Genomic DNA, 24,510 nt, shown 5'->3' with positions numbered 1-24,510 from the left:
TTAATGTCTCGAAAAGAGGCGGTTGTATTCTGTGTGGCAACGGCTTTGGCTATTGCATTTGCGGCTTGGGCGTTTATGGATTTCGCTTGGTATTTTATTGCACCGGCGGTATTTGCCGCGGCCATTAATGTATTTACGGCCGGTATTGAGGTGCAAAAACGAAAGCTCAGCTATGAAATTGAGCGTGCAAGCCACCTGGAGGAGCGCGAGCGAATAGCGCATGACCTTCATGATGCGACCGGCCATCACTTAACCGCAATTGCGCTTAAGGCTCAATTGGCGCAAAAGCAATTGGCGGCAGGGCAATACGATAAAGCCGCTCAGGAATTAGGCGCTATTGTCGAATTGGCCGCGCAAAACCGCGCAGTGATTCGTAACGCCGTAGAAGGTAAGTTACCCAACAACGTTAATGAGATGTATCAGCAGTTAAGATCGTTGTTAGTGGAGCAGGGCTTTGAGGTAAAAAGTACCGGTGACTTACCACAATTTGATGCGGGTTACGCGACTGATATTGTGGCTATTTTTACCGAAGCAATGACCAATGCTTTGCGTCATGCGGGTGAAAAAAAGATAGCGATTAGTCATACTATAACGGCCAGTGATTATCAGTGGCGTATTGCTAACCCCGGTGGCACAAGTACCAATCGTAATGGTTTGGGCTTAACCAGTATGGCGAGGCGTGCGCAAGCCATGGGCGGAAGCGCTGTCTTTAGTGTGAGTGCGCAAGGCCAGGCTGAATTATGTTTAACGCTGCCTGCGTCAGTGCTTGTGAACTAGATAAGTTGTGAGCTAGGTGAGTTGTGATTAGGAGAAGGTATTTTGATGAAGTTATTGTTGGTTGAAGATCAAGCGATGGTGCGCGGTGCTTTAGAAGCGCTATTGAATTTGGAAGATGATATCGACGTGGTCGCGACGGCAAATAATGGCGTACAGGCAAAAGCGTTGTTGGCAGCTGACCCTGATGCTGTGGATATCGTGGTGACGGACATTCAAATGCCGGAGCTCGACGGTATTGGTTTGTGCCAATATATAAGGCAACATCATAGTGCTATACCTGTTGTGATGTTAACGACCTTTGCCCGCGCAGGCTATTTGAAGCGCGCGCTTGATGCGGGTGCTGAGGGTTTTTTGTTAAAAGATGCCCCCGCGGAGCGCTTGGCTATGGCGCTGCGTGATGTTAAAGCGGGCCGAAAAGTGATCGATTCTGAACTGGCGCTATCGGCAATGGGCAGCCAAGACCCGCTTACGGATAAAGAACGCCAGGCTTTGAAGCTGGCCCAGCAAGGCTTGAATACCGCAGCGATCGGCCAGAAAATGTGTTTGTCGCAAGGGACTGTACGCAATTATTTATCCGAAGCGATTAGTAAGTTAGGCGCGACGAACCGAATTGATGCGGCGCGTATGGCAACAGAAAAAGGCTGGATTTAGGTGTGTCACTTTATCAATCGAACCTTTATCAATAGAACAGAGGTGGCCGAAGATAGTTAATGGGGGCGTTCCTTCCTCCCTTTTCTGGCTGCCGAAGTGTAGCTTTTCACGTCAAATGTTATAAAATTGTTATTAATTACGCTTAAAACCTAGGGTATTCTGGTGCTTAAAAGTTACTGTATGTCTTTGTCTCTCGGATCGTTGTTATCAAATTGTTATCAAGCCGCAATATCTTTGGGCTAATGTGCTGAATGATGATGTACGCTCAATAGTATGCATTCTTACTAGTGGCTATAAATAACCGAAGGCGTATCGTATTGAACAGTAAGTTAGAGCCTGTCGAGGCTCAACATTCATCGGCAGCGGACCTAAAGACTGCTGATGCTAAAACCACTTCTTTTTTCGAATTCTGGCCTACCTGGCTGATGTATTTCCCCGTTGTTTTCTTATGGCTGTTTTATGCGGTGCGTTATCGCTCGGTTACGGCCCCCTTGTTGGCTAATCCGACAATTGCATTGGGTGGCATGGTTGGCGGCTCTAAGCATGAGTTAATGTCGCAGGCTAAAGGGCGTTGCCGGCAGGCGATCCTGCCGTGGGTTTATGTTCAGGTGTCCAGTGAACCTACTTTGCAGCAGGCTGCTGAATGTATTCGTCGCGCAAAAGAACAAAATATTCATCTTCCTTTTGTGTGTAAGCCCGACACGGGATGTCGCGGCGCAGGCGTTAAGCTTGTCGTAACAGAAAGTGCGTTAGCTGAAGTGATTGCTAAGTATCCTTTGGAGGCTGGATTTGTGTGCCAGCAGTTGGCAACTCACGAGCCCGAAGTGGGTATTTTTTATGTTCGTCACCCTGAAGATGAACAGGGAGATATTGTTTCGTTAACATTCAAGCATACACCTAGTGTGGTCGGGGACGGCAAGCGTACGCTTGAAGAGTTGGTTAAACAGGATGCGCGTGCCAGTGGTTTATTAAGTCTTTACCGCAGTAAAAATAAGGCGGCGTGGTCTGCGGTTGTGCCTGAGGGGCACCGGCATCGTTTATTGTTTTCGGCCAGCCATTGTCGCGGTGCGGTATTCACTGATGCCCGAGAGCATATTACCGCGGAATTGACACGCGCTATTAACGAAATTATGGCGGACCTTCCTGAATTTTATTACGGCCGTATGGATGTTAAATATTCATCGTTAGCAGCGCTAAAGGGCGGTTTAGATTTAGAAATTGTTGAAATTAATGGTGCGAGCTCTGAATCCATTCATATCTGGGATAAAGATGCAAAATTTTGGGATGCGATAAAAACGCTGTTGTGGCAGTACCGAACGCTCTTTCAATTAGGGCTTTATCAGGTGCGTAAAGGTCGTAAAGCGCCGGGAGTTAAGGCGTTGTATAAAGCGTGGCGTTACGAGCGCGAACTTACCCAGCATTACCCCGAAACCGATTAAAACTACTGCTTAGGATGTTCCATGACAAACCCATTAACTTTGGCGCGGCTTCCGCTACCTGCACGCTGGTTAGTCAATGCGGCCTCCCGTTTACACGTGCTTCGCGATTGGTATGACGAGTGGCTGCAGGGCAGTGGTGGTGATGCTAATGCTTTTCTGAATTACACGCTTAATAAAACAGGTGTTAATTTTAATGTTGTTAATCAGGCGTCTCTTGATGCGTTGCCGCAATCTACTGCGGGGAAAAAAGAACCTTTAATTATTGTGGCGAATCATCCGCTAGGCGGTTTGGAGGGCATGCTATTAAGCCGGCTTTTGTTGCAACATAGGAAAGACCTGAAAGTCCTTACCAATGAAATGTTATTAAGTTTTAAAGAATTTAATGACTTGTTTATTGGTGTTGATGTACTGAACCCCAATAAGCAGGCGCAGAATGCTAAGGGGATGCGGCAGGTCGCGAAACATCTATCTTCTGGTGGTGCCTTGTTGGTATTCCCTTCGGGTACCGTTGCGCAAATGACGACTAATCGTTGGGCGATCACCGAGGCCCCTTGGCAGGATATTGTTGGGCGTTTAGCGCTGAAGTATAAAGCGACCTGTTTACCGATTTACGTATCCGGTAAAAATAGCCGACTATTTTATTTAAGTGGTTTGGTGCACCCGCGCTTACGAACATTGTTATTGCCGCGGGCGATGATTTCAAAGCAGGGCGAGACTGTGGGCGCAACAGTCGGCGAGCCTTTTGTCTTGGAGGGTGAGGGTTTGACGCCCAAGGCCGCGACAGAATATTTGCGTTTGCAGTGCGAGTTACTTGCTGAGCCCGAAGTCGTGAAGCCCCTTCACAGTCCTGCCGATATCACGGCGCTGGACGAAAGTCAGAACGGGAGAGTTCAAGAGCATCTTGCGGGTTTAGTTGAGCATTGTATTCAGCGCAAGGGCGATTTGGCGGTTTATTGTTTAGCCTATGAGGCATTGGGTCCGTTGGTGCCAGTACTGGCGAATGAGCGCGAAAAAACATTTAGAGCGGCAGGAGAAGGAACAGGCCTTGCTTGTGACCTGGATCAATTCGATGCCCTCTACCATCATATTATATTGTGGGATAATCAGGCGCAGCAGTTGGTCGGGAGTTATCGCGCGGCTAATACTGCCGATATTGTGGCTAAGGTGGGGGTGGCAGGGTTATATAGTCATTCATTGTTTGCTTATGATCAGCGCTTTTTGGCATCGCTGGGTGGCGCTATCGAAGTGGGCCGTTCCTTTGTTACGCAGGGCTATCAAAATAATAGCGGTGCACTGGATATGTTGTGGTGCGGTTTAGGTGGTTTTATATTAAAAAACCCTGGTTGTCATACCCTTTTTGGCTGCGTCAGTATATCGCAGGCGTTTGCCCCGGTTGTGCGTGCATTGTTGGTCGATACCTTAATGACAAAGTACGCGGCCGATCACAATACGCGGGCCTTGGTTAAAGCGCATCGACCCGTTGTTTTAAAAGAAAAATTCTGGAGCGAGGCTTTAGTTGAATCGATGGCGAGTATGGCTGCGATTAATAAACTATTAGGCCGCGCGAATTACCGATTAAGAGTTCCTGCATTAATTCGTCATTATTTAGCGTTGAACGGACATTTTATCGATTTCTCACTGAACACTGGATTTAATAATTCTTTAGATGGTTTGATTTATGTCGATCTCAGGCAAACACCGCAGCGTTATATTAAGCGTTATCTTGGTGTGGATGGGGCGCAGGTTTTTAATGCGCGCTGGAGTCGTTTAAATGTTGCGTAATGCTTTGTTGCATAGCCTACTGCAAGTTGAGGCGGTATTTGAGTACCTGCCTGTTGATGATGCAAAGGCAGTCGATCATTTTATTGGCTTGGGTGTGAGTCGTCATTTACGCCATATTTACGATCATTTTTTAGCGCTGCAGCCAGCTTTAGCGGCTACGAAGGCCCCACTCATCATTGATTACAATTGTCGCCATCGCGAGTCGTTGGTCGAGCGGGATTTGGTGGCATCAAAAAAAATGCTGTCGACGTTATTAGCATGGTGCCAGCAATTGCCTGGAGATGATGCGTTATTTAAGACTTCTGTTGTTGTGATTTCTGAGATTGATTGTTTGCAGCAGGAATCGGCCAGCTTTAATTCCTGTATTGCGCGTGAATTATTGTATTTAATTAACCATACGATTCATCATGTGGCGTATGTTAAATTGTTGTTACGCGGCGTTGATATCCACTTGCCCAGCCATATCGGTGTAGCCCCAAGTACCGCGAGTTACGAGCGAAAGCATTTAGTGGATTTTGAGGCGAACCGGTAGTGTGTACGGTCACAGCATTTTATAGGCCGGTGAAAGCGTTGGGTAATCAGTTTCAGTTGATAGTGACAATGAATCGTGATGAAGCGATTGATCGCGCTGAAGGCGCTGTTGAGTTACAAAAAAATGCTGAAGGGGCGTTGGAATATTGGTACCCGACAGATGCTGCTACAAAAGGTACATGGTTTGGTGTTGGTAGTGCGGGGCTCGTGATGACCTTGCTTAATCGTTATCAGGACAGTCATTTATCTAAGGGTGTCGGGTTTACTAGCCGAGGGGCGATTATTCCTTCCTTGTTGGCGTGCTCAACCATTACTGAAATTATCCAAAAAATGTCTCCAGCTTATTGTGGATTTTTTCAACCTTTTGATCTTTTGGTATTTTCGGGCGAGCTGTGTTATCAGTTCGCTTGGGATGGAGGGGCGCTACGACAGCTAGAGCATGCTATTGATAGAGGTTTTTTTTATACCTCGTCCTCTATCGATATAGAAGACGTGACAGTATTTAGAAGAAATCACTTTTTACATTTTGTTAATCATCATAAGCGCCGCCCGTCATATGAATTTTCTCGGGATGTTGTTAGCGTGTTACATGGTGCGCGGGATCAAAAAAATCCTTCGTGGAGTATTAATATGCAGCGGCCCGGTCGGCAAACGCGAAGTATTTGTCAGGCTCAGGTGGCGGAGGCGGTAGTGTGCCATTATTGGCCGCTGGCGATTAATGCGTCGCTTAGTGTGTAATATGGGGCTTCTGGACGGATAGCGTAATCGCTTTATAGCGAACAGTATTCTGCGGTTGTATTGAAAAGTAGGCTTTTGACTGGTCAAATTGTTGTGAGGGGATTATGCTCCATAGGTTGTTAATTCTACTGCGCTTAATACATGTTTGATCATCACGATTTACTTCGCCTACAAAAAACCTTTAGCGATTTCTCGCTCGACCGCATGTGCCGTACTACCAATACGGACTTGCCGGCGCTTTATCACTATCTTGAATTCTATGGCTTCTTGTATACCCTCAAGGGACTGTCAGTGGAGTATTACTGCGGCTACCGCACGCCAGAGGGAGAGCCTGGGCGCTGGGGGCGAATAGCGACTCACTATTGGCGTTTGAGTGAGGCTAGAGGTACGGTATTTGTTGTGCATGGATTATTTGATCATGTCGGCCTGTATCAGCCTGCAGTGCGTTATTTGCTCGATCAAGGTTATTCCGTAGTCGCGATCGATTTGCCTGGGCACGGGTTAAGTGATGGCGAGCCAACGGTTATTGATAGCTTTGATAGCTATGCGGATGTCTTGGCTGAGTGCGTGCAATACTTTGAGTCTCGTATGCAGGGGCCGGCTTACGGTTTGGGGCAGAGTACCGGTGGTGCCGTGGTATTGAATCACTGTTTTATGGCGGCTAAGCGAGGAAAACAATGCCCTTATGCTGCGATTATTCTATTGGCGCCGTTGCTGCGCTCGGCACGCTGGCGGTGGGTGAATATGGCTTACCGCGCCTTTTCACCGATTATGCGTTCTATTAATCGTTCTTTTGTTAGTAATTCACACAACGAATCGTTCAATCACTTCCTTGCTGCAAGCGATATTTTGCAAAGTCGCCGCTTGTCTGTTCGTTGGGTAGCTGCAATGCGTGAATGGGCGTTTAACTTTGAGGAACAGCCTGTATTGAATGTTCCGGCGTTGTTGGTGCAGGGAACGGATGATCGCGTGGTTGATTGGCGTTTTAATGTCCCTGCTTTTAGTGAAAAGCTCAGTGATCTCAAGAAAGTGCAGATTGATAAAGCCATGCATCATTTGGTCAATGAGTCACCGGAATTTCGCAGGCCATTGGTCAGTAGTGTTGGTGTCTTTTTGGCGGCGCAGGCTGCGGCGGGTGCCGATGTGAGCAGTTTTCGCGACCCCAATGGTAACGACCGCGACTTGGATTAGCCGGCGTGAGCTTGGCTTAACAGGCTTGAGTCGAGTTTTCCTCACCCCTAAGGGAGCAGATACGAGAAAATAAAGTCTGTTCTCATGGGCTTGCCTTCGTTGTTAATTGCTGCCCACGTAAATAAGCCATTTAAAACTAATGCATTGTCACGGCTGCGAAATATCTGTTGTTCAAAAATACCTCGGGCAGAGCCTTTCTTTTGCAGTTTTACCCCTACCCAAAAATTGTCACCACTGCGCAAAGGCTTTTTGTAGTCTAGCTCGGCGCGAGTGACTACTAGGTTTACGCCTTCTTGTGCGAGCTTGGCAAAGCTCACCCCGCGGGAGAGCAAGCATTCGTGGCGCGCATGTTCAAGATAGTTTTGATAAACGCTATTGTTGACGATGCCTTGAAGATCGCATTCATAATCGCGGACTTTGAAGTCTAAGCGAAAGAGGAAGTCATCTACTGAGCTGTCGTCCATGTTGGTCTCGCTATTGATGCTAGGGGAGGAGGTAAAGCCCTAATTCGTGTGACTTAGAGCTTTATTTGATGGCTAATTACTTAGAAAAGAACGCGGCAGCGAATAGTGCCTGGAATTTTGCGAAGTTGTTCTAAGGCGGCTTCGTCGTAGGTTGCTTTAACGTCGACAACCACATAACCCACTTTTTCATTGGTTTGCAGGTATTGCCCGCAGATGTTGATGTTGTTTTGGCTAAAAATTTGGTTGATGGCTACCAAAATGCCTGGTTCATTATGGTGAACATGAAGCAAGCGGTGAACATCATTTTGGCCTGGGAGGGCCACTTCTGGGAAGTTCACTGAGCTTGTGGTTGTGCCATTATCGGAGTACTTCACCAATTTGCTGGCAACTTCTAAACCAATGTTCTCTTGAGCTTCAGCGGTAGAGCCGCCAATGTGTGGTGTAAGGATGGCGTTATCAAAAGCGCGTAACGGGCTTATGAATTCATCATTATTACTTTTGGGCTCGACGGGGAATACATCGATAGCAGTACCTGATAAGTGGCCGCTTTCCATGGCGGCGGCGAGCGCATCGATATCAACGACAGTGCCGCGTGAGGCGTTAATGAAAATGGCGCCTTTCTTCATTTTGGCAAATTGCTCGGCGCCCATCATATCTTTGGTGGCAGCAATTTCGGGTACGTGAAGGCTCACGATATCGGCTTTTGCTAGCAGTGCGTCGAGAGTTGGGATCTGGGAGGCATTACCCATGGGCAGCTTGTTCACTACATCGCAAAAGATAACGCGCATACCGAGTGATTCGGCTAAAACACTCACTTGTGTGCCTATCGAGCCGTAACCTACAAGGCCTAATGTTTTGCCGCGAATTTCGAAAGAGCCTGCTGCAGACTTTAACCATTCACCACGGTGGCAGCCGGCGTTTTTCTCAGGAATGCCGCGCAACAATAAAATCGCTTCGGCAATCACGAGTTCAGCAACACTGCGGGTATTGGAGTAAGGTGCGTTAAATACAGCAATACCGTAATCTTGAGCGGCCTGAAGGTCTACTTGGTTGGTGCCAATGCAAAAACAGCCTACGGCTATTAGCTTTTCGGCTTTTTCAAAGACTTCGCGTGAGAGTTGTGTGCGTGAGCGCAAGCCCACAAAGTGTGCGTCTTTTACTCGTTCGATTAATTCATCACCGGTAAGGGCTGCGGGTAAGTAATCGATGTTGGTATAGCCGGCAGAAGTTAAGGTATCTACTGCTGATTGGTGTACGCCTTCTAGCAATACAAATTTAATTTTGCTTTTGTCGAGTGACTTCTTTGCCGCGCTCATATGTCTTTACCTAAAAATAAAACGTTTAGATGATGAAAGTGAAAACTGGGGTTTACTGCATAAACGCCGTTGTATGCTGGGGGATTGCTTTGGCGCCGATGTCAAAAATGGGGCGCGATTCTACCACAATTCCTTGCTTTTCTGGGTGTTTTTTAATCGTTTGCGGTGAGCGTTTTGACGCCATTTGCCGTGCCTAGCAGAAGTACGTCCGCGGGCCTGAGGGCAAATAAGCCGCTGGTGATCACACCCGTAATCTGGTTGATTTGGCTCTCTAGCGTACTAGGATCGCTAATGCGGAGGCCTGTAACATCCAAAATAATGCCGCCGTTATCAGTGATTACACTTTCACGATAGACTGGGGTGCCGCCTAGGCGAGTGAGTTCACGGGCAACATATTCTCGGGCCATAGGAATAACCTCAACAGGTAGCGGGAACTTCCCCAATACCGTCACAAGCTTACTTTCATCAGCGATGCAGACAAACTCTTTGGCAGCAGCCGCGACGATTTTCTCGCGGGTAAGTGCTGCGCCACCGCCTTTGATCAGCTCTAGGTTGGCGTTGGTCTCGTCGGCACCGTCAATATAAAGGTCTAAGCCATCGGTATCATTTAAGTCTTCTACTAAAATGCCGTGCCCGCGCAGGCGCTCGGCGCTGGCTTCTGAACTGGCGACGGTCGATTTAAACTGGCCTTTATACGCTGCGAGGCCGTCAATAAAAAAGTTAGCTGTGGATCCAGTGCCAATGCCTAATACGCTAGTCGGCGTCAGTTTAGGCGCTATATAGCGTAGGGCGGCATGAGCGACGGCGAGTTTCAGCTGATCTTGGTTCATTTTGGCAAAGTACTCCTGATGTTCGAGTGGGTTGGCCTTCGGGCGAGGGTGATGTCGTCCGCTATTTTGGCGGGCATTGTAGCTTAAAGAGGGAGGCTTCTAAACGCTCAAAATAACTTTTGTGCTGCATGGCTAGTTGCCGTTGTGGGTGTTGCAGCTTTGACGCCTTCAACTATGCTTTTTGATGTAGGCCATGACTTCATGCGTAATTAATGAGCGGGGACCGAGTGGGCCATATGGTAGTAGCAACCTATAAGACACCCAGTATCTGCGTTGTTGATGATAGTGATGATGACCTGTTGGTGCTTAAGCGCGCGTTTAATCGTTTGAGTGTTATTAACCCCTTACAGAGGTTTGATAAAGCCGAAAATGCATTGGCGTTTTTAACGTCGGATGAAGGCCGATTAGCTAATGTAGGTCTGTTGTTGTTGGATATTAACTTGCCCGGAATGGATGGCATCGAGTTCCTAGAAACTTTGCGTAGTCATGACGGTTTAGTCAGTGTGCCGGTTGTGATGTTTACAACGTCCGATGCCCCTGAGGATATTCGGCGAAGTTACCGGGCTGGAGCCAACGCCTTTGTCACAAAGCCGGTGGCGACTTCGGGTTTTACCGAGACGATTAATTCGACTTTATCGTTTTGGCTTAAAACGGCACGTTTACCATTGTCGTATTTTGAGGATGTCTGATGGGGGATGATGTGGCTGCGGTGCGTTCGATACTGATTGTGGACGATAATGCGGATGATCGAGCGGCTTATAAGCGATATTTGAAAAAATATGCGAATGAATTCCCTTCGGTTGTGGAGCTAGATAGCGGGCAAGATATTGAAAGTATGTTGCTTCAATATGATCCCTGCTGTTGCATTTTAGATTATCAGTTGCCTGGGCAAAACGGTTTGGTGGTACTTAAAAACATACGCCGCGAATTTCCTGCAGAGCTGTTGCCTGTGATTGTATTAACGGGTGAGGGTGATGAAGAAATTGCGGTAGAAATGCTCCAAAGCGGCGCCCAAGATTACCTCATCAAAAGTGAAATAAATGCAACACGCTTATACGGCGCTATTCGCAGTGCTTTGCAAACAGCAAATCTGCAAAAACAATTAACGCGCTTGGCGCATTATGACGCCCTTACTGGCTTACTCAACCGCAGTTTGCTCATCAACCGGTTGGGGCAGGCGATCCACCGGTGTAATCGCTATAACCAGAAGTGTGCGATTTTACACCTCGATATCCATAAGTTTAAACCGATGAACGAAAGCCACGGTCAAGAATACGGCGATGCAGTATTACAAGAAGTGGCGGAACGTATTCGTAAGCACTGTCGTGCTACAGATTCCCCGGCGCGCCTTGGGGCGGATGAGTTTGCGATACTGTTGGAGCAAGTAGAAACTGATATATGCAGTAAAATTGCACAGAAACTACTTGAGGCGGTAGAGCAGCCTATGTTGATTAATGGTAATCAGCAGGAGATAAAAATTTCTATCGGTATATCTGTTTATCCAGATACGGCGAACAATGGTGATGATTTACTGAAGCAAGCTGATGAAGCATTGCAGCGAGCAAAGCGTAGCGATTCGCTTAAATTTGTAAGTTTTTCGGCAAAATATAAGCGTGAGTGGACTCGCCAGCAGATTTTAGAGCGGGACCTACCGGCAGCGGTTGCGAACGGTGATTTAGCCCTTGTCTTTCAGCCTATTGTCAGTGCGCACAATTATGACCTTAAGCGCTTAGAGGTATTGTCGCGTTGGCCGCGTTTAGATTACGACGTCTATGCGATGGAATTGATAGAAATGATCGATCGCCTCGGTTTGGCGGATGGATTTCACGATTGGTTATTTCATGAAGCCTTTTTGCAAGCGCGAAAATTAGCGGATGGCGACGTAACGGCTGACCTATGTCTAAACATTCCAGCAAACTATTGTTACAGCAGGTCGATTAGTCGAGCTATAGAGGATTCGCTGGCTCGACACCAGGTGGACCCTTGCCGTGTTGAACTGGAAATTACTGAGTCGACGTTGATGCTTTACCCTGATCGCAGTGTTGAGCTTTTAAATCAATTGCACAGCAAAGGGCTGCGCATCGCTGTTGACGATTTTGGTACCGGTTATAGTTCAATGGCGTATTTAACCAAATTGCCATTGGATACTTTAAAGATCGATAAACACTTTTTTCTCGATAATGCACGCGATGGCAGAAACAAAAAAGTCATTAGCGCTGTTACGGCTTTGGGGCATAGTTTAGGTTTAGATATTATTGCAGAAGGTGTTGAAACTGCGGCTGAACTTGAATTGGCGTCGCAAGTCGGTTGTGACTTATTACAAGGATTTTATTTCGGTAAGCCCGCCCCAGTGGGAGAGGGTTGGCCAGATTTTTTCAAGCGATTTCCTCTCGTAAAGCCTCAAACTTAGTGTATCTCGGGATATAGACCTATGCCTAAGTTAACCCCCATTATCTTGCAATCTAAGCGCGTAGGGCGAACAATAGCTTTAGATGCTGAAGCGCCTTATGCCTAATATATGGTTGGCGCGTTTAGGTGAGCTAGCGGGTTCGGCAATCGTTTTTTCCCTTTGCATTTACCTCAGTATTACACTTGCGCCGGCCGCGAGCTATCAAAGTGTATTCTGGCCATTGGCGGGTGTGGCGCTGGCGATAGTAATGGTGCGAGGGTATTGGCACCTCATATCGCTACTTGCTTCATTGTGCTTCACTTATAGCTTACATACAGAGTTGTATTTGACGTGGAGTGGCAGTGTTTTATTGGCCGCATTAATCGTGTTGCCGGTTATCCAGCTGGGCCTTGGGCGATGGTTGATTCAACATTATTGCGGCGACAATTTTTGGGTTTTTGCGGATGCTCGAAAATTATTACATCTTATTATTGCGGGCGGAATATTACCGGCTTTTTTCAATGCGGTATTGCTGACTATCATATTACAGTCTTATGCCAATATTAATGTTGTTGCGAGTATTGATGTTGCGCTAAGCCTATTTTTTGGTAACGCTTGTTCTGTTGCCATTATCACACCTTGTTTATTGCTGGTTTATCTCAAAAATAATTTAATATCGCATTATCGAAAATTGCGTATTGTCATTCCTGTTGTAGGGCTTTTTGCTGTAGCTGCATTGTGTTACGGCGCACTTTATCATCAGTTGCGCGCGCAATTGACTTTCGAGCATCAAGCCACCTTGGATAATAATGCGGGTGAGCTTGAGCGGCGTGTAAACGCAGTTTATCAACAATTACAAACGTTACGTTTTTTTCTAATGGAAGATCGTAATCAGGTCGCGGACCGTTACAAAGCTGCAGCAGAAAAAACAATGGACGCGCATCAAGCGGTGGATCGCGATCCGCCTTATTTTGCCACTGCGCTGCTAATTGCGACCGAAGACGAGCAAGGGGTTATCGATAATTATGTCCTGGGTCATATCCATCCTGAGACGGCTTTCCCTATTATTAAAGGCTTGCCCTTAGCGAATGATGATATGTCGCTAAGGGTGTTGCTGGCAGCTTCTTCTCGGGTTGAGGTTCGAACACTTCCGAACTTGGATTTAGCGCGAACATCTGCAGGCTCTTTTGTTTCTATATTGCTACACCAACTTTTCCCTGATGACCCCTCAAAATTATTAGCTGCGGCTGTTGATGTGCCCAATTTGGCTTATGAAATTGGCGCGCAGTATGTTGAGGGTTATCGCGCTTTTAAAATTGAGGACGTGTTATCCGGCCGCTTACTTTATCAGTCTAGAGGGCGAGAACTTTTCACCAATCAGAGTAATGAGGTTTATCGTCAGTTAATTGATTTTGGTGATCGATCTTGGCGCTTAACGGCTGTTTATGATTTGGTTTGGATGGAGTACTGGCTACAAAAAAAATTATTGCATATTAGTATGCTATCGCTACTTTTAATTGCCATTTTCACGCTGCTTATTTTAAGCGCTTTAGTCAGTGCGCAATCTTTGGAATATGCAGTGAGTGAGCGTTCGAAAGAATTAGAAGAGGAAAGGCGTTTTTTGGACGCAGTATTTGAAGACCTCCCGCTATTTGTTTATGTGAAAGATGCTCATTCTCGAAAATATGTCAGGGTTAATCGTCATGTGGAGCGTGTGCTGGGTGTTCAGCGTAGTCATTATGAGGGGAAAACGGCCTATGATTTATTTGATGAAGAGGCCGCATTAAAGCGTACCGTCACTGACACTAAGGTGCTTGATCATGAGGGGCCTCTAGAGGTTGGCGAGGAAAGTATTAATACACCTTCGGGAATACGATGGTTGTTTACACGTAAAACGGTTATTCGGGACAGTGATTCTAAGCCACGTTATATTTTAGGTATATCAGAGGATATTACAGACCGGCGTCGACAAAATGAGACATTAGACAGTCTTGTAGAGTCGTTGCCGATGTCACTGGTTGTTGTTGATACGAAGGGTTTTATTGTATACGCCAATAGTAGCGCTCAAGGCTTGATGCCTATCGATATTAGAGTGACAACAGTAAACGATGTTTTACCGGATTGCGATTTATCTTCAGTGAAAAAATTGTTAGATCTCGGTGGGCAGAAAAGCCGTCCGATTGTCGTTGTTGCCAAGGTATGCAGTTTGGATAAACAGTGGGTTCCGGTTGAAGTGACTTTCAAGCAGATACTTTGGGAAGGGGATTATCGTTATTTAGTTTTAATTGCCGATATCTCTGATCGGGTCAGTGCTCAAAAATCGGTACGTGATAGCGAGAATCAGTTACGTTTGTTGATGGCTAATTTGGGGGAGGGTGTCTGCGGTATCGATCCTATGGGCTGCGTAACTTACGCTAATTTGGCCGCGTGTGAGTTACTGGCTTACGATGCCACCAATATTCGAAATGTCAATTTTCGTGAAGTAATTTTCAACTCGGATAACGGCGATGACGACCCCATTACTAAGGCGTGTTCATTGGGGCAGGTAACACGCTGCCCCAACGCACTGTTTACGCGTAAGGATGGTACGACGGTCCCGGTAGATTTTGTGTGTACCCCTTTGATGTCGGATGACGACTGTAACCTTGGCGCTGTTGTGGTTTTTAGTGATATTCACACACGTTTAGAGTATGAAGATCGTTTGGCACGCCGCAATGAATTAATTGCCTTAGGTTTGGATGCTTCTGGTTTGGGGAGTTGGGAGTGGAAAGCCTCTGATAATCGTTTGGTGTGGTCCACAACCTTATACAATATTCTTGATATGCCTGAAGGTGCCTTTTCTGAGCGCCCGGAAGATATTGATGATGTTATTCACCCTCATGATATTGCCGATGTCCGAATGGTTGATGAACATGCGCGTCGCCACCTTGAGGTGACTGATTTTTGTTGCCGCTTAATTAAATTATCTGGTGAGGTTATTTGGGTTACGGGCAAGTACCGGTATTTTTCGAACGAGCATGGAAAAATCGTGAGAGCTCGAGGTGTGCTTTGGAATTCCACAGAAGAAACATTATTGCAGCGTGACAATACTGAAAAAACAGAAGCACTCAAACGCTCCAATAAAGAGCTTGATGATTTTGCCCATATCGCGAGCCATGATTTAAAAGAACCTTTACGAGGGATTTCAAATTACGCCACTTTTTTGCAGGAAGACTACAGTCAAGAATTGGATGGCGATGGCAAAGCGATGCTACAGAGTATTACGCGTTTAACCGGGCATATGGAACGCCTAATTAGTGATTTGCTAAATTATTCTCGTTTAGGTCGTACAGAGCTTGCATTTAAAGAAGTTGATATTGACGATCTTATTACACAAGTATTGGAGTCGTTATCGCCGCGACTAGATGAGCTGAATGTTGCTGTTAGCTACGCTACCCCAATGCCTGTTGTCTTCTGTGACAACGTCCGAATAAAAGAGGTGTTCAGAAATCTTATTTCAAATGCGATGAAATATAGCGAAGGGCTGGATCGCCGAATTACTTTGGGGTGTGATGAGTTAGACGACGAAGTTGTTTTTTATGTCATTGATAATGGCATTGGAATTGCCCCCGAGTATCAAGAAAGGATTTTTGAAGTTTTTAAGCGCTTGCACAGTAATGCGGAGTATGGCGGCGGCAGCGGTATAGGTTTGAGTATTGTACAGAAGGTTGTAATGCAGCATAAAGGTCGCCTGTGGTTGGAATCAGAAAAGGATTCTGGAAGTACCTTCTATTTTTCACTGCCATTATCGAGTACTGAAGAGCCGTCTTAAAAGCAGTCAATACTATGGCTGTAAACCTAGTTTTATAGCGACTATTGCTCAGCGGCCCTTAGACCGCGATATGTGCTTAGTTGAGAAAGCAGAACCCTTTCATTACCTCACGTGAATACAACATTCTGTGTGTTCATATCTCATGTGGCTACCGCAAAAAATTGTATTCCATAAATATAACGTGAAAATCATTGATGTAAGTCAAATTCGTAGGGCCTCCTTTGCGGTTAATAGTAGTAGTCTATCTTGATGACTGTTAATTGATGTTGTCACGGCTAGGCTTCGGTTTTCTTGGTTTTTCTCAGCTTAAATTTAATAATGCAACACTATGTTTAGGCCTTAATAGCTTAACGTGGAGATGGATGATGTCGGGTGCTCCTATCAGTAAGAAAGATGAGTTAAAAATGATCGTCTTTATTTGTGTGTTTTTATTCCCGTTGCTGGCTATTGCCATTGTTGGGTCCTACGGCTTAGCGATTTGGTTGTCGCAAATTACTTTTGGTCATTAAGGCGCTATTTGATGATGTTACATATTAGCAGCGTTATTGTGCAGGTCGTAAATTCCGCGTTACCTGTGGTTAGTAATTACATTAGTTTATTAGGAAACGCCTCTGTTTCAGCGAGCGATCCATTACAGGGGAAGCTCATCGTTGTACTAGAGGCCGCTACCTTACGGGATACAGAAGCGAAGATTGATGCCTTGAAATCGATTGAAGGTGTTATTTCTGCAACGATGGTTTATCACCACAACGAGTCAATCGTTGAACTCAATCAACCCCTTTATGAGAAAACACTATGAGTATTTCTCGTCGAGAATTTGTAAGGCAGCAAGCGACGGCTACCGCATGCGCTGCGGCAGGTATTATTTTACCCTCGGATGCTAGCAACATGATTACGGCTTTAGACGATACGCGTTTAACGTGGTCTAAGGCTCCTTGCCGATTTTGTGGTACAGGGTGCAGTGTGAACGTTGCGACGAAAGCCGGTCAAGTGGTGGCTACTCATGGGGATATTAAATCGCCGGTGAATCGTGGTTTAAATTGTGTGAAAGGTTATTTCTTATCGAAAGTCATGTACGGCAAAGATCGCCTGACTATGCCTTTGCTTCGTATGCGCGACGGCAAGTACGACAAAAATGGTGATTTTACTGAAGTGAGTTGGAATACTGCTTTTACCGTTATGGCAGAAAAATTCAAACACACGCTGAACGAAAAAGGCCCCGACGGAATTGGTATGTTTGGTTCTGGTCAGTGGACCGTATGGGAAGGCTATGCTGGCGTTAAGCTGATGAAGGCCGGTTTTCGTTCCAACAACTTAGAGCCTAATGCGCGCCATTGTATGGCCAGTGCTGTTGCGGGTTTTATGCGAACCTTTGGCATTGATGAGCCTATGGGGTGCTACGACGACTTTGAGCATGCCGATGCTTTTGTACTTTGGGGGTCTAATATGGCAGAAATGCACCCCATATTGTGGACGCGTATAGCCGATCGCCGTTTAAGTACGCCGGGCACGCAGGTCTGCGTGATGTCCACCTATGAGCACCGCAGTTTTGACTTGGCCGATATTCCCGTTATTTTTAACCCCAATACAGATTTGGCGATTGCAAATTATATTGCGAATTACATTATTCAAAATAAAAAAGTAAATTGGGATTTTGTTAATAAACATACTAATTTTCGTAAAGGCGTTACTGATATTGGCTATGGTTTAAGGCCTGAGGATGAGCGTGAAAAGATCGCCAAGAATGCGAATAACCCAAACGATTCTGAATCGATCGATTTCGATGCCTATGCTAAATTTGTTGCCGATTACACGGTAGAGAAAGCCAGTGAAATCAGTGGTGTTAGTGAAGATGCCTTGATTAAAATGGCGAAGCTCTATGCGGACCCAAAAATCAAGGTGATGTCGTTATGGACTATGGGTGTTAACCAGCATACCCGTGGCGCCTGGATGAATAATCTAATTTATAATCTGCATTTGCTAACCGGAAAAATTTCAACGCCTGGCAACAGTCCTTTTAGTTTAACGGGGCAGCCTTCAGCGTGCGGCACAGCGCGTGAAGTGGGTACCTTTGCTCATCGTTTACCGGCCGATCTGCTTGTTGCTAAAGAAGAGCATCGTAAAACAGCTGAGAAAATTTGGAACCTACCTGCAGGCACTATTAATCCAAAGGTTGGGGCGCATGCTGTTTTGCATAACCGTCATCTTAAGGACGGTAAAATTAATGCTTACTGGGTGATGTGTAATAACAATATGCAGGCCGGGGCTAACATGTTGGAAGAAGGGCTGCCCGGTTATCGCAACCCCGAAAATTTTATTGTTGTGAGTGACGCCTACCCAACAGTTACCGCGCAGGCTGGCGACTTAATTTTACCGACAGCTATGTGGGTAGAAAAAGAAGGTGCCTATGGTAATGCTGAGCGCCGTACACAGTTTTGGCACCAGTTGGTTGATGCACCAGGGGAAGCAAAGTCTGACCTTTGGCAGTTGATGGAATTCGCCAAATATTTCACAACCGATGAGGTCTGGCCAAAAGAGTTATTAGCCAATAATACAAGTTATAAAGCTAAAAGCTTGTTTGATGTGTTATTCAAAAATGGCAATGTTGATAAATTTGGCTTGGAGCAAACATCTAAAGATTACAGTAACGATGAAGCAAAAGATTTTGGCTTCTATGTGCAAAAAGGCCTGTTTGAAGAATATGCGACTTTTGGGCGCGGGCATGGCCATGATTTGGCTGATTTTGATCGTTACCATCAAGAGCGTGGTTTGCGTTGGCCTGTTGTTGACGGCAAGGAAACACTATGGCGTTACCGTGAGGGTAGCGATCCGTATGTTAAAAAGGGTTCAGGGTTTGAGTTTTACGGCAAGCCCGATGGGCGCGCTATTATTTTCGCCTTGCCCTACGAAAAACCGCCAGAATCACCAGATGCTGAGTTTCCTTTGTGGTTATGTACGGGGCGGGTTTTGGAACATTGGCATTCGGGATCTATGACGCAGCGTGTGCCGGAGCTTTACCGAGCCTTTCCTGATGCTGTGTGTTTTATTAATCCACATGATGCTAAAGCGGCGGGGTTAAGGCGTGGAGATAAGGTGCGTATTGAATCGCGTCGAGGTCATATTATTTCTAGAATTGAAACACGCGGAAGAAATAAGCCGCCTAAAGGTTTAATTTTTGTTCCTTGGTTTGATTCCAGGCAGCTTATTAACAAAGTTACGCTCGATGCAATAGATCCAATTTCAAAGCAAACGGACTATAAAAAGTGTGCAGTAAAAGTGAGTAAAGTGGTATGAGAGTGCTTAGTGTAAGAAGCCTGTCGCAGCGACTAAAAATGCAATTATTACTCGCCGTATCATGCGCTGCATTTTTTTCGTCTACTTTGTGGGCAAGTGATGTTGCTACTTTGCGACAGGGTACGCCTTTAGCTGAAGTGAATGTATCTCCCGCATTACTGGGTAATGCTGGGGATGGTAATAAGCGTAAGGCACGAGTATTTCCTATGCAGCCGCCGATTATTCCGCACAAAATTGATGGCTATCAAATTGATATTAATGTTAATAAATGTATGGGTTGCCATGCGCGCAAGCGTGTTGAAGAAAGCCTGGCGCCAATGATCAGCGTTACACACTATATGGACCGCGAGGGTAATTTTTTGGCAGAAGTCTCCCCTCGCCGTTATTTTTGTACCCAGTGCCATGTGACGCAAGTGACTAATAAGCCTTTAGTTGATAGTACGTTTGTTGACATGCATGATATTTCTTCCCAAAAAAATAGCGCTAAATAGGTGACTGCATGATTAAGAATGTACTCGCCTTACTGAAAAAATATTGGCTTATTTTTAGTCGTCCGTCGGTTCATTTCGGTTTGGGTTTTTTGACCCTAGGTGGTTTTCTGGCTGGCATTATATTTTGGGGGGGCTTTAATACGGCGCTGGAGGTCACTAATACAGAGGCTTTTTGTATTGGTTGCCACGAAATGCGCAATAACGTTTATGAGGAGCTGCAAACAACGGTTCATTTTTCTAATGGATCGGGTGTTCGTGCAACGTGCCCAGACTGCCATGTTCCGCATGAGTGGGGAAATAAAATTGCACGTAAAATGCAGGCTTCGAAAGAGGTCTGGGGGAAAATGTTCGGTACCATTGATACCCGTGAAAAGTTCTTGGATAAGCGCCTATCGCTTGCACAACATGAATGGGATCGGCTTAAAGCCAATGACTCATTGGAGTGCCGAAATTGCCATAACTTCGAGTATATGGATTTTACTCGTCAAAGCCAGCGTGCAGCCACCCAGCATAGTACTGCTCTAGCCAGCGGAGAGAAAACTTGTATCGATTGCCATAAGGGTATTGCTCATGATTTACCGGATATGACGGGTGTGGAGGGTTGGTAGATTCTTTCGTGTTAACAAGTTATTCAGGGAGTGCGCGCAAGCTGAGCTCAAGATCAATCGGTGGGATAACTAATTTTTAGCATTGCGGAGCGTTTATAAGTGACCCATATATTCATTTATTAACGCTTCCAGTTGATCGCTAAAATCATCATCAAAGCCTTCTGGGATTTTGTCGAATCGCGCTAAATATTTTTTGGCCTGGAGGTGGTTTATTCTTTTGTTTGCCAGTGTGTATTGCATTTCGGGTAAGGTTTTGTCGTTTCTGGGTTCAAAGCTTAAGCTCATGTGATCCGAAGCTAGTGAGCCAAGCTTTGATTGGGCGTAAGTACAAAAACCAGCAATATGTTCATTACCTTTAGGCCCAAGGCAGCCAGCTTCAATGCGATAAGTGACAAACAGTTTTTTGTTATCTGATATGAGCAAGGTGCTTTTCACTTAACGGGTCTCCAAGTCGAGATGCATTGCATAATTTTTGTGATTGTCTGTGGCGCTTATCACTTGGGTTAGGTGCTGGGTTATGCCGATGTGTTCGGGTTGGCCGAAATAGGGGGGTGTCTTTGGCGTAAGCGTTACAGGCTCCACCAAAGGCGTTTGGGCATAAGAGCTATCGGTTCATTTCGGCCAATATATAAACAATACCGGCATTCCAATTAATCGCGATTTCATTGGTGGCGTAACTGCACCAGTGATCGACATAAGACTTAGCGGGGATGCTGATATCGTAAGATGTTTCGTAGCGTGCGCATTCGGCTTCGTCTTGATGGCCTTGGTGAGGACCACCTACTAACATTCCGGGTACCGGTGCATCGATTTTATCGGCTGCAGAAATTCTATGATGAGGCGCCTTGGCTGCTTTTTCTCCGAAACCTGTTAAATAAGAAATAGCGTTAGGGTTTCGGCCGAATAAATAGTCCAGCAGTGCTTGTGCTGATTTGACGTAATCTGGGTTAGGGCTGATGCGGTTGATTTCAAATAATGCGAGTGCTTTGTTGGCCGCAAAGCCGTTGCCCCCCCAGCGAAAATTTGAACCAAACAGCGGTACGCCGTACCCCGATTTTTGTGCTTCTGCTACCCAGTTGTCGGCTGTTGTTTTCAGCTGTTCGACAATACTTGTTTTGAGTTTTTTGGGTGTTTTAGGGTTCTCGGCTAGGCTTGTGAGTGCGAGTAGCTCTACGCCTCCCCATTCTGGTGCCCGCACTTTTTCAGGGAGCTCGAATGCTTTGAGGTATTTCTTTTTACCCGTGACTTGAAACATCTCGGCTGCGGCCCACGCCCATTCGTCACCGAGGTGTTCTGGCTTTGTTCCATACATGCCCGTTTGAAAGTCTTCGGGTTGAACGTAGGTGATTTTAGGGTTTTTCTTTGCCCACTCCCAAGCGCGGATGGCGGCTTGTTTGTAGCGAGCTGAACGGCCTGGTAATTGATTTTCGTAGCGTTCGACAACTTTGCTGGCGCGGGCGAATACTGCGGCAAAGCCGAGTGTTGCTGCCGTAGTTTTTTGGACGACAAAGCGTGGTTTGTATTCTTCGTGGGGCATGGCTAAATCTTCAAAGCGCTTGGCGGTGAGCTTGTGGTAAAGCCCTCCGTCAGCGTCTTGCATGCTTTCCATCCAATCTAAATTCCAAAGGGTCTCGTTGAGTAGGTCGGGAAGGGCGTCGTTGGATTCTGGAATATTTAGATCAAGTTGCGCAAACAGATCGGGGTTGTTTTCTAAGGTTCTAAGCAGGGTATAGGTGGTAATGTTTGAATTGACGATGTATTTTCCGTAGTCGCCAGCATCAAACCAACCTTTTGGTGAACTAATAATGGTGCCTTCGGGGCGTTCTTTGGTTGCTGCAGAAGCGTGAACATAGACTATGGTATCTGGATGTGAAGCCGGACGATGAAATACGCCAGCATGGCGCTCTTCAAGTGCGAGGCTATTGCGGTTGTAATAGTAGGATTTGATGGCGCCTGCGAGTGCATCTCTATAAATGTTACTTCCAATATTCACTTCAAAAGGTGTATCGACGCCTTCTATTGTCAGCTGATATGTTCCAGCGTAATTAAAACCACTGAAGTCTGCTATTTTTACGGTCTCTTGGGCTTCGCTCCAAACTTTAGGTTCGGATAACACGCCGTTGTAAACAATCTTGCCAGAGCTTTTGTCCGTAAGCTTAAATTCATTCGTTGGAAGATTGGGTACTACAGCAGCTTTGAATTGTGAGGGTAAAAAGCCAACTTGATTAGCAAGTATCCCTGAGGCGGTGCCAGTTGTTTCTTCTGCCGCAGGAAGGTTTTCTGCCGTTGTGAGTGTCGAAATGGATAGCGTAGCTGCGGCTATGACTAAGGCTAATGGATTTAAACGCATCGTGTACCCTCTCTTATGTGCTTACTTTAAGAAGGCATTTATAGCCCTTGTTAGTATGAGCCTAGCAAAGCGGATGTTGCCTGTATAGGTGCCGGGGAAGAATGGCTTTAAAGCGATACTTGGCCGGATACTAGTAAGTATAGAGTGCGTATTTGGTCTAGCCAGTGAATGATGCCAAATATCATCCAGGCGTGGTTGATGGGGGTTAGCTTTGCATTAGCTTTGCCGTAGGGGTCTTGGCAAACTCGGTTGGCGACCAGTTGAAAACGGTATAAATAGTAGTAGTGCCCGAACAGTATCGGGAATTGCAGCATCAGCCAACCAACGCTTATCTTATTTTGGAAGACGGCAATAGAAACCAGTACACCGATAATTTGCAGTGCGATAAAGCCTAGTGCTAAGCCTTGCGGGCTCCACTTGTAGTGCTGCCCTTGTTTTTTTTCGGTTTCTGCAAGCTCTGTGCAGAGGAATGAAATAAAAAAAACATGGAAGAGTGAGCGAGCAATTGGCAATGTATTGCGTTCTTGTGCTGCCCCTAGGAGCTGCCAATGTTTATAGAACCAGTAGAACTGGTAAAGGCCCATGGTGCCAATAAAAAGGGCGGAAAACTTGCCCATGGAGACAACGTAAAAAGGGGGTTTATCTGGGGTTTGATCCATAATCGGCGCGTATCGAGTGTGCGGTAGGGAGGAGTACCCATGCAATTTTCATTGTCATGGGTATCCGCTTTTATATGTGTCGTACGGCGTCTATTTCGAATTCGATATCACCACCGGGTGCCCTTACGAGTGCAACATCACCGATTTCTTTACCGATTAGCGCTCTGGCAATGGGTGAGCCCACAGATATTTTCCCATCTTTGATGCTGGCTTCGTCTTCTCCAACAATTTGATAGGTTAATTTAGCGTCGGTTTCAACATTGATAATATCGACTGTGGTGCCAAAAATTACTTTGCCGGTAGCGGGTATTGTTTTCACATCAATAATCTGAACATGAGACAGCTTACCTTCAATATCTTGCACTCGGCCTTCACAAAAACCCTGCTGTTCGCGTGCGGCATGGTATTCGGCGTTTTCTTTCAAATCACCATGCTCACGGGCTTCGGCAATGGCTGCCACAATGCGTGGGCGTACCACGCGTTTAAGGTTGTCGAGTTCGTCCTGCAAGGCTTGGGCGCCTTGCACTGTCATGGGGACTTTATTTAGGGACATTAGACTAATTCCTTGTGCAGGTCTTGTAAGCGACGGACTTGCCGTTCTTCGCCAAAACGTAGTGCCATGCAAATGGCATTAGCGGCGGCCAGTGTGGTGGTGTAGTAAACGCGGTTGGTTTCGGCGCTTCGGCGAATGGCGGCAGAATCTTTAATAGCGCGCTCACCTTCGGTGGTGTTGATCACCAAGGCAATTTCGCGATTCTTTATCATGTCGACAATGTGTGGGCGACCTTCGGTGGCCTTGTTCACTGTCGTTACGCTAATACCCACGGCAGATAATTTAGCGGCAGTTCCACGGGTGGCGACTAATTCAAAGCCAAGGTCTACAAGCTCTTTAGCTACGATAACCACATCGTCTTTGTCGAAGTCGCGAACGCTGACAAAAGCTTTACCGGATGTAGGGATTTGGGACCCGGCACCGGATTGTGCTTTTGCATAAGCTTCGGCAAAGGTATCGCCAATGCCCATGACTTCGCCTGTGGATTTCATTTCTGGCCCAAGTATTGGATCTACAGATGGGAATTTATTGAAGGGGAAAACCGCTTCTTTCACGCTGTAGTAGGCAGGGATAATTTCTTTGGTGAAGCCTTGTTCAGCGAGAGATATGCCGGTTTGCACGCGCGCTGCAATTTGG

Annotated in this window: 22 protein-coding genes and 1 pseudogene; 15 read left to right on the top strand and 8 right to left on the bottom strand. The window is 46.2% G+C overall.

Features of this window, described 5'->3' with window-relative positions; all coding sequences use genetic code 11:
* From AC3A8L_RS08015 to AC3A8L_RS07985, 7 genes are all read left to right on the top strand, one after another.
* Positions 1-777, top strand: a 777-nt coding sequence (locus tag AC3A8L_RS08015; RefSeq protein WP_487961713.1) for a sensor histidine kinase, incomplete at its 5' end; no start/stop codon positions are given.
* A 45-nt stretch (positions 778-822) separates the two neighbouring features.
* A complete protein-coding gene (locus tag AC3A8L_RS08010; RefSeq protein ID WP_487961712.1) occupies positions 823-1,428 on the top strand; it encodes a response regulator transcription factor in 606 nt (201 codons plus the stop codon).
* Between the two features lie 317 nt (positions 1,429-1,745).
* A complete protein-coding gene (locus AC3A8L_RS08005; protein ID WP_487961711.1) occupies positions 1,746-2,867 on the top strand; it encodes a D-alanine--D-alanine ligase in 1,122 nt (373 codons plus the stop codon).
* A 21-nt stretch (positions 2,868-2,888) separates the two neighbouring features.
* Positions 2,889-4,649, top strand: a complete 1,761-nt coding sequence (locus AC3A8L_RS08000) for a bifunctional lysophospholipid acyltransferase family protein/GNAT family N-acetyltransferase (protein WP_487961710.1) — start codon at positions 2,889-2,891, stop codon at positions 4,647-4,649.
* Positions 4,639-5,181 carry a hypothetical protein gene (locus AC3A8L_RS07995; protein WP_487961709.1) on the top strand — a complete coding sequence of 181 codons (543 nt, stop codon included), beginning with the start codon at positions 4,639-4,641 and terminating at the stop codon, positions 5,179-5,181. The genes AC3A8L_RS08000 and AC3A8L_RS07995 overlap by 11 nt, the downstream gene beginning before the upstream one ends.
* Positions 5,181-5,918: an NRDE family protein gene (locus AC3A8L_RS07990; protein WP_487961708.1), complete on the top strand. Its 738-nt coding sequence runs from the start codon at positions 5,181-5,183 to the stop codon at positions 5,916-5,918. The genes AC3A8L_RS07995 and AC3A8L_RS07990 overlap by 1 nt, the downstream gene beginning before the upstream one ends.
* Positions 5,919-6,059: 141 nt before the next feature.
* A complete protein-coding gene (locus AC3A8L_RS07985) occupies positions 6,060-7,109 on the top strand; it encodes an alpha/beta hydrolase (RefSeq protein WP_487961707.1) in 1,050 nt (349 codons plus the stop codon).
* A gap of 47 nt (positions 7,110-7,156) precedes the next feature.
* Here AC3A8L_RS07985 and AC3A8L_RS07980 read toward each other — a convergent pair whose 3' ends face one another.
* From AC3A8L_RS07980 to rpiA, 3 genes are all read right to left on the bottom strand, one after another.
* Positions 7,157-7,573: an acyl-CoA thioesterase gene (locus AC3A8L_RS07980; RefSeq protein WP_487961706.1), complete on the bottom strand. Its 417-nt coding sequence runs from the start codon at positions 7,571-7,573 to the stop codon at positions 7,157-7,159.
* Between the two features lie 80 nt (positions 7,574-7,653).
* The gene (gene serA / locus AC3A8L_RS07975) at positions 7,654-8,889 is read right to left on the bottom strand and encodes a phosphoglycerate dehydrogenase (RefSeq protein ID WP_487961705.1); all 1,236 of its coding nucleotides are present in this window, start codon (positions 8,887-8,889) and stop codon (positions 7,654-7,656) included.
* A gap of 152 nt (positions 8,890-9,041) precedes the next feature.
* Positions 9,042-9,719 (bottom strand): ribose-5-phosphate isomerase RpiA, encoded by a 678-nt coding sequence (rpiA, locus tag AC3A8L_RS07970; protein WP_487961704.1) that lies wholly within the window; start codon positions 9,717-9,719, stop codon positions 9,042-9,044.
* Between the two features lie 236 nt (positions 9,720-9,955).
* On the opposite strand from rpiA, the gene AC3A8L_RS07965 reads away from it, so the two are divergent.
* The 8 genes from AC3A8L_RS07965 (at position 9,956) to AC3A8L_RS07930 (ending at position 20,312) form a co-directional block, all read left to right on the top strand.
* Positions 9,956-10,408, top strand: coding sequence for a response regulator (locus AC3A8L_RS07965; protein WP_487961703.1), 453 nt, complete (start codon positions 9,956-9,958; stop codon positions 10,406-10,408).
* Positions 10,408-12,129: a two-component system response regulator gene (locus tag AC3A8L_RS07960; RefSeq protein WP_487961702.1), complete on the top strand. Its 1,722-nt coding sequence runs from the start codon at positions 10,408-10,410 to the stop codon at positions 12,127-12,129. Before AC3A8L_RS07965 ends, AC3A8L_RS07960 begins: the two co-directional genes overlap by 1 nt.
* Positions 12,130-12,226: 97 nt before the next feature.
* Entirely contained in the window at positions 12,227-15,919 is a 3,693-nt protein-coding gene (locus AC3A8L_RS07955; RefSeq protein ID WP_487961701.1) for a PAS domain S-box protein, read from the top strand.
* Positions 15,920-16,182: 263 nt separating this feature from the next.
* A complete protein-coding gene (locus AC3A8L_RS07950) occupies positions 16,183-16,428 on the top strand; it encodes a periplasmic nitrate reductase, NapE protein (RefSeq protein WP_487961714.1) in 246 nt (81 codons plus the stop codon).
* Positions 16,429-16,439: 11 nt separating this feature from the next.
* Positions 16,440-16,718: a chaperone NapD gene (locus AC3A8L_RS07945; protein WP_487961700.1), complete on the top strand. Its 279-nt coding sequence runs from the start codon at positions 16,440-16,442 to the stop codon at positions 16,716-16,718.
* Entirely contained in the window at positions 16,715-19,213 is a 2,499-nt protein-coding gene (napA, locus tag AC3A8L_RS07940; RefSeq protein WP_487961699.1) for a nitrate reductase catalytic subunit NapA, read from the top strand. Before AC3A8L_RS07945 ends, napA begins: the two co-directional genes overlap by 4 nt.
* Before the next feature lie 38 nt (positions 19,214-19,251).
* The gene (locus AC3A8L_RS07935; RefSeq protein WP_487961698.1) at positions 19,252-19,704 is read left to right on the top strand and encodes a nitrate reductase cytochrome c-type subunit; all 453 of its coding nucleotides are present in this window, start codon (positions 19,252-19,254) and stop codon (positions 19,702-19,704) included.
* Positions 19,705-19,712: 8 nt separating this feature from the next.
* On the top strand, positions 19,713-20,312 hold the full coding sequence (locus AC3A8L_RS07930) for a cytochrome c3 family protein (protein WP_487961697.1): 600 nt from the start codon (positions 19,713-19,715) through the stop codon (positions 20,310-20,312).
* A 93-nt stretch (positions 20,313-20,405) separates the two neighbouring features.
* On the opposite strand, the gene AC3A8L_RS07925 is transcribed toward AC3A8L_RS07930, so the two are convergent.
* The 5 genes and pseudogenes from AC3A8L_RS07925 to carB all read right to left on the bottom strand — a co-directional run.
* On the bottom strand, positions 20,406-20,747 hold the full coding sequence (locus AC3A8L_RS07925) for a hypothetical protein (RefSeq protein WP_487961696.1): 342 nt from the start codon (positions 20,745-20,747) through the stop codon (positions 20,406-20,408).
* A 169-nt stretch (positions 20,748-20,916) separates the two neighbouring features.
* On the bottom strand, positions 20,917-22,662 hold the full coding sequence (locus tag AC3A8L_RS07920) for a glycoside hydrolase family 9 protein (protein ID WP_487961695.1): 1,746 nt from the start codon (positions 22,660-22,662) through the stop codon (positions 20,917-20,919).
* 107 nt (positions 22,663-22,769) lie between these two features.
* Positions 22,770-23,321 carry a hypothetical protein gene (locus AC3A8L_RS07915; RefSeq protein ID WP_487961694.1) on the bottom strand — a complete coding sequence of 184 codons (552 nt, stop codon included), beginning with the start codon at positions 23,319-23,321 and terminating at the stop codon, positions 22,770-22,772.
* A 70-nt stretch (positions 23,322-23,391) separates the two neighbouring features.
* Positions 23,392-23,874, bottom strand: coding sequence for a transcription elongation factor GreA (gene greA, locus AC3A8L_RS07910; protein ID WP_487961693.1), 483 nt, complete (start codon positions 23,872-23,874; stop codon positions 23,392-23,394).
* Positions 23,874-24,510: pseudogene (gene carB / locus AC3A8L_RS07905) on the bottom strand (carbamoyl-phosphate synthase large subunit); the annotation flags it as partial. The pseudogene carB and the gene greA, both read right to left, overlap by 1 nt.

The sequence above is a fragment of the Marinagarivorans sp. genome, assembly GCF_982758155.1.
The sequence above is the reverse complement of the archived record's forward strand: the minus strand, read 5'-3'. Positions and strand labels throughout refer to the sequence as shown.